This window comes from Armatimonadota bacterium (genome assembly GCA_020354555.1).
Lineage (GTDB): Bacteria > Armatimonadota > Hebobacteria.
In genome coordinates this window covers 3,120,137-3,126,136 of sequence record CP070648.1, presented here as the reverse complement: position 1 = coordinate 3,126,136, position 6,000 = coordinate 3,120,137, and the positions used below count along the sequence as shown (strand labels likewise).

The following is a 6,000-nucleotide window of genomic DNA, read 5'->3' as shown; positions in this document are numbered from 1 at the left end:
GTGCGTGCCGTCCTTGGCCACGATGACCGGATCGAGAACGTAGTTCGCCGCCTCATGGGCCGCGAGGCGCTCCGCCACAACCTCCACGACCGCGGTCGAGGACAGCATGCCCGTCTTCACCGCGTCCGCGCCGACGTCATCGAGCACTGCATCCATCTGCTGCGCCACCAGGGCAACCGGCAGCTCGAACGCGCTTGCCACACCCCGGCTGTTCTGGGCGGTCACCGCCGTTACCGCGCACGAACCGTACACCCCCAGCGCCGCGAACGTCTTGAGGTCGGCCTCCAGGCCCGCCCCCCCGCACGAATCCGAGCCTGCTATCGTCAGCGCGCGCGGTATCATGCAATGCGCTCCGCGAGAATCGGCAGCAGCTGTGCCAGGGTCGAGATCACCCACTCCGGCCGCCTGTCTTCCGGCGCGTCGCGCGCATCGTCGGCGCTGCTGATGCCCGTCAGCACCAGGGCCGTGTGCGCTCCGGCGGCGCGCCCGATCTTGATGTCGGTGTCAAGGCGATCGCCGACGATGATGGCCTCATCCGGCTCGCACCCGATGTCAACGAGAAGCAGTTCGAGCATCCGCGGCGTCGGCTTGCCGACCAGTATCGGCGGCGACCCTACGGCGGTTTCAATCGCTGAGACGATGGTCCCCCCGCCCGGCAGCAGCCCGTTCTCGACCGGGAACGTCGCGTCGCGATTGGACGCCACGAATTCCGCTCCGGCGAGGATCGCGGCCATGGCGCTGCGCAGCAAATCGTAGTTGAACGCGCGATCCATGCCGACCGCGACGTATCGGGCGCCGTCCGTGCGCAGCGGCGGCAGGACCTCGAAGCCGAGGGCCGCGATCTCCTCGCGCAGCCCGCCTTCGCCGACGACGTACACCTTCGCGCCGTCGTCCCCGCGCGACTTCAGGTACAGCGCGGTGGCGTAGGCCGAGGTCATCACGTGCTCCGCGGGCGTTGGAATGCCGAACGCCTCCAGCCGCCGCGAGTACTCCTGCCGCGTCACCGTCGAGTTGTTGGTCAGGAAGCGCACCGCGAGCCCGCGCTCGCGTGACCAGGCAACGGCCTCCGCCGCATGCGGAAGCGCCGTCTTCCCGCGGTAGATCACCCCGTCGAGGTCGAATATGACAGCCCGCAGCGGGCGCTCGCAATGATCGGTGCCGGTGGACATCGGACAGCCTCAAAACGCGCGCGGCCCCGACAAGTCGGGGCGCGCTGCCAATGGCATTTTAACATGCGCCGGACGGATGGTCAACGAGAACAGGTCAGGCGCGCCTGCCATTCGCCATCGCACGGACAGGTTGCGGCATCCATTGTGAAGCTGTGCCGGTGATCAGTGCCGGGCCGGCAGACCATCCGACTCGGGTCAGCGCAGGCATGCTCCTGCCCGATGCGTTGTCCGCCGATCGGCGGACCTTTACAACTCGCATGAGCCGGGCTATAATCAACATCGTAACGGGGGCGGTTAGTTCAGTAGGAGAACATCTGCTTGACACGCAGAAGGTCGTAGGTGCGATTCCTACACCGCCCACCATCGTCATTATGGCATCTCTCATCACGACTACTACGACGGGCGCGTAGCGCGCAGCAATCCTGCGGGTGCCGCGCGCTGCGTGAAGACAGCCTCCCGGGGACCGGGGGGCGTTTTCATTTCCGCGGCGGCGCCGACGGCGTCGACCGCACCGGCGGCAGGAGACTACCATGAGCCTCATCATCGAACTCGACCGAGCCCGGGCGGGCAAGCAGACCATCGCCGAATGCCTTGCCGCGCGCGACGACGACCTCGCCGGCCGCGCGCTCGCGGCCAAACTCGGCGACCGCGCGCTCGACCTCACCGCGCCACTCCCCGACGCCGACCGCATTGAAATCCTCACCTTCGAGGACGAGCAGGGCCGCGAGGTCCACCGCCACAGCGCCAGCCACGTCATGGCCGACGCGGTCAAGCGCCTTTTCCCCGACGCCAAGCTCGCCATCGGCCCCGCCATCGAGGAAGGCTTCTACTACGACTTCGATCTCGAGCACAACTTCGTCCCCGAGGACCTCGAGCGCATCGAGGAAGAGATGCGCCGCGTCTTTGCCGAGGATCGCGCCTTCGAGCGCCAGGAAATGCCCCGCGCAGAGGCCATCGAGTTCTTCAAACAGCGCGGCGAGGGCTACAAGGTCGAGCTGCTCAACGGCCTCGCCGACGATACCGTCTCGATTTACCGCGACGGCGATTTCGTTGACCTCTGCCGCGGCCCGCATCTGCCGAGCACCGGCTGCGTCGGCGCCTTCAAGCTGCTCAACGTCGCGGGCGCGTACTGGCGCGGCGACGAGCGCCGCCCCATGCTCCAGCGCATCTACGGCACCAGCTTCCCCACTCAGGAGCAGCTCGACGAGTTCGTGCGCCTGCGCGAGCAAGCCGCCCAGCGCGACCACCGCCGCCTCGGCCGCGAACTCGACCTCTTCTCTATCCCCGAGGAACTCGGCGGCGGCCTGCCGCTGTGGCACCCCAAGGGCGCCCTCGTGCGCTATCTCATCGAGGAGTTCTGGCGGCAGGAGCACCTCAAGCGCGGCTACCAGTTCGTCTTCAGCCCGCACATCGCGCGCGCCCACCTCTGGGAAACCAGCGGGCACCTCAGCTTCTATAGAGAAGGTATGTACGGGCCGCTCATGATCGAGGACGAGGAGTACCGCCTCAAGCCCATGAACTGCCCGTTCCATGTGCTGATATACAAGAGCCAGCTTCGCAGCTACCGCGACCTGCCGATCCGCTACTGCGAGTTGGGCACGGTGTATCGCTACGAGCGGTCAGGCGTGCTGCACGGCCTGCTGCGCGTGCGCGGCTTCACCCAGGACGACGCCCACATTATCTGCACCCCCGAGCAGATCGGCGACGAGGTCAAGGACTGCCTCGACTTCGCGCTGTTCATCATGAATTCGTTCGGCTACCGCGATTTCGAGACCGACCTCAGCGTCCGCGGAGAGGCCGATCACGACAAGTACATGGGCTCGGATGAGGACTGGGAGATTGCCGAGCGCTCGCTCACCGAAGCGCTCGACTTGCGCGGCGTTGCCTACAAGCGCGCACCCGGCGAGGCGGTGTTCTACGGGCCGAAGATTGACATCAAGCTCAAGGATTCCATGGGCCGCCTGTGGCAGGGGCCGACGGTCCAGTTCGATTTCAACCTGACCTCGCGGTTCAATATGGAGTACATCGGCGCGGATGGCCAGGCGCACACGCCGCTGATGGTGCATCGCGCGCTGCTGGGTTCCATTGATCGCTTCTTTGGCGGGTACGTCGAGCACACCGGCGGCGCGTTCCCGGCATGGCTCGCGCCGGTGCAGGTAGTGGTGCTGCCGATTGCGGAGCGGCATCACGAGTACGGGCGCGAGGTGCATGACGCGCTAGCGGCCGCGGGCTTCCGTTCACACCTCGACGATCGCAACGAGAGCATGCGCTACAAGATCCGCGAGGCGCAGATGCAGAAGGTGCCGTACATGCTCGTCGTCGGCGACCGCGAGCAGGAGTCGAAGGAGGTCTCAGTCCGCAGCCGCAGTGCGGGCGACCTCGGCCCGCAGTCGCTCGATGACTTCACCATCCGCCTGCGCGACGAGGTCGAGACGAAGGCGGCCGGGTGACCCACAACGTAGGGGCCGGGCTCCGCCCCGGCCCGTTTCGCCTCATGACAGGCCGCGTTGCGCCATCCCACTCATCCCCAAGACGAAGGCTAGTGCACCACAACGCGTTCTCCAGGGAATGTCAAGACTCGGTCCTGGGATCTATGACCCTGTCGGGGGCGCGTGGAAGGCAGCCTGTGGGTCCAGTCGTACGAGGCCATCCAGGATGAGCTCGCCTAGGGCTTCGGCCGCGTCGCGGTCAGGGGCATAGGTGCTGACACACACGTGAGGTTCGTTGAACTCGAACGCAATCCTTGGGTTGAGCGCACCGGCTTCGCACACCGCGTCGGCTATCTCCGAATAGAGGGCGGGCGGAGGTGTCTTCCCGGCCCAGCTTTGTACCAGCTCGTAACGCTGGACGCGTAGCAGGGGAACCACGTAGGTGAAGCTTACCCGCTTCACGGCCGGCGGGGAAGCCCGATACGGCGGCGGTCTGCGAGCGCAGGCGACCGCGAGAACAGCCGCTATGATGACCGCCGCAAGTAGGACTCGCTTGAGCATCGCACTGTCGCCTTTGTGCGCCGAGCGTGACGGGGACCACATCACCCGCCGCCTCCGCTGGCGAGCCGCCGGTCACCCGTGTTTAATGTCTTCGCCCCCGGACCGAGGAATCCTATGGCCAAGGGGTACAAGACAGGGGCGAGCGTTGCCGGTAGATTCCCGGCTGGTCTTGTGCGAATCCCCCGGATCTGTGTAATCTGTGGATGTTCCTTCTGACTGGAGTGATGGAATCCATGCGAATCAAAGTCATCGCCTGTGAAGTAATGTTCCGCGAGATCTGCCTGTGCGCGGCGCACTCGCCGCATACGGTTGACCTCGATTTCCTCAAGCGCGGCCTGCACGATAACGCCGAAACCTTGCGCGAGACGGTGCAGCACAGCATTGACGCGGCGGAAGAAGGGCCGCCCAGCAGCGGGATGGGCAGCGCGAACCCCGGCGGATATGATGCCATCGTCCTCGGCTACGGCCTGTGCAGCAATGGCGTGCTCGGCCTGGTTGCGCGCGAAACGCCGGTGGTCATCCCGCGCGCTCACGACTGCATCACCTTCTTCCTCGGCTCGAAGGACGTGTACCAGCGCTACTTCAACGACGAGCCCGGGACATACTGGTTCACCTCCGGCTGGATCGAGCGCGCCGGCAGCCACGTGCCGCGGACGAAGGAAGCCGGCGAAGGAATGCAGTTGAGCTACGACGACCTCGTCGCCAAGTACGGCGAGGACAACGCCGCGTATCTCTGCGAGGTCCAGCAAGCGTGGATCAAGCATTACTCGCGCGCGGCGCTCATAGACCTCAAACTCGGACCGCACGACGTGCTGCGCGCGGAGGTGGAGCAGATCGCGGCGGAGCGGGATTGGGATTTCGATGACCTGCCGGGCGACCTGCGGCTGATTCGCAAGATGCTCGACGGCGAGTGGAATGCGGATGAGTTCTTGATCGTGCAGCCCGGCCAGCAGGTCATCCGCGGCAACGACGACGACATCATCGCCGCGGCGGGCCTATCCCCTGAATCATTGGCAGAGCACGCGGACAGCGCCGGAACATCGTAGGGGCCGGGTTGCAGAAGCTGTTGCATACTCCACCACTCGAAGGTTCACCGGCCCCGAAACTGTCATTCAGAGCGTAGCGCCGAGTGGCTAGGCGGCTCTGCCGCCGCCACGGCGGTCGCGTGGCGACCTAGCCGCGTGGGCGAGGCGCGAAGCGAAGAATCTCGGTCCCGTCAAAGCAATTGCGCAATGGCCTTTGCATCCCGGCCCGTCACGGGACGGTCAGGAAACCGTCCCCTACGTTCTGCCTGATCTGCGCAATCTGCGGGCGCCTCCCTACCGCAGCACGAACAGCCGCAGCACCGCCGCGAGCGCCAGCACCCCCGCCAGCAGCCCCATCTCTGTGCTCGTGCCCTTCGGCATCATGCGCACCGCCGCGATGACCATCAGCAGCGCAAACAGCGTCCGCAGCACCTCCCGCGGCAGGATCAAAGCCAGCGTCGCCCCGTAGCGCGCCGCGACAATGGCCCCCACCGCCATCACCGCCGCCACCGGCAGGTTCACCTTCTGCTCGCCCGCGTACGTGTACGCGCCCATCAGCGCCGCCGGTATCATGACGGCCAGAGCGGTGCCCTGTGCGGTCTGCTGGATGAACCCGAACAGCACCACCAGCGCGGGTACCATAATCACCCCCCCGCCAATGCCCAGCAATCCGCTCGACGCCCCCGCCACTCCCCCTAAGACGAGGAACGCCAGCATCTGCCATATCGGTATGCCCATGACCGCCATCATCACCCTCCATCAATCATGATTGCAGACTGCTGCGGCTGCGCCGCTGACATCCTCTCCCTCGCAGAG

General features: G+C 65.9%; 6 protein-coding genes and 1 tRNA gene. 3 read left to right on the top strand and 4 right to left on the bottom strand.

Translation table 11 applies throughout. From position 1 onward, the window contains the following. Positions 1-342, bottom strand: a 342-nt coding sequence (locus tag JSV65_12780; GenBank protein UCH33440.1) for a bifunctional hydroxymethylpyrimidine kinase/phosphomethylpyrimidine kinase, incomplete at its 3' end; no start/stop codon positions are given. Next, positions 339-1,169 (bottom strand): HAD-IIA family hydrolase, encoded by an 831-nt coding sequence (locus JSV65_12775; protein ID UCH33439.1) that lies wholly within the window; start codon positions 1,167-1,169, stop codon positions 339-341. The genes JSV65_12780 and JSV65_12775, both read right to left, overlap by 4 nt. A gap of 288 nt (positions 1,170-1,457) precedes the next feature. On the opposite strand from JSV65_12775, the gene JSV65_12770 reads away from it, so the two are divergent. Together JSV65_12770 and thrS are read left to right on the top strand one after the other, a co-directional pair. Further along, positions 1,458-1,532: transfer RNA gene (locus tag JSV65_12770), tRNA-Val, on the top strand. A 167-nt stretch (positions 1,533-1,699) separates the two neighbouring features. After that, a complete protein-coding gene (gene thrS, locus JSV65_12765) occupies positions 1,700-3,619 on the top strand; it encodes a threonine--tRNA ligase (protein ID UCH33438.1) in 1,920 nt (639 codons plus the stop codon). A 141-nt stretch (positions 3,620-3,760) separates the two neighbouring features. Here thrS and JSV65_12760 read toward each other — a convergent pair whose 3' ends face one another. Further along, the gene (locus JSV65_12760) at positions 3,761-4,159 is read right to left on the bottom strand and encodes a hypothetical protein (protein ID UCH33437.1); all 399 of its coding nucleotides are present in this window, start codon (positions 4,157-4,159) and stop codon (positions 3,761-3,763) included. A 233-nt stretch (positions 4,160-4,392) separates the two neighbouring features. Between JSV65_12760 and JSV65_12755 the strand changes: the two genes are divergently transcribed. After that, positions 4,393-5,205 carry a DUF1638 domain-containing protein gene (locus tag JSV65_12755; GenBank protein ID UCH33436.1) on the top strand — a complete coding sequence of 271 codons (813 nt, stop codon included), beginning with the start codon at positions 4,393-4,395 and terminating at the stop codon, positions 5,203-5,205. A 273-nt stretch (positions 5,206-5,478) separates the two neighbouring features. Here JSV65_12755 and JSV65_12750 read toward each other — a convergent pair whose 3' ends face one another. Then, positions 5,479-5,910: a sulfite exporter TauE/SafE family protein gene (locus JSV65_12750; GenBank protein UCH36773.1), complete on the bottom strand. Its 432-nt coding sequence runs from the start codon at positions 5,908-5,910 to the stop codon at positions 5,479-5,481. Positions 5,911-6,000 lie beyond the last annotated feature (90 nt).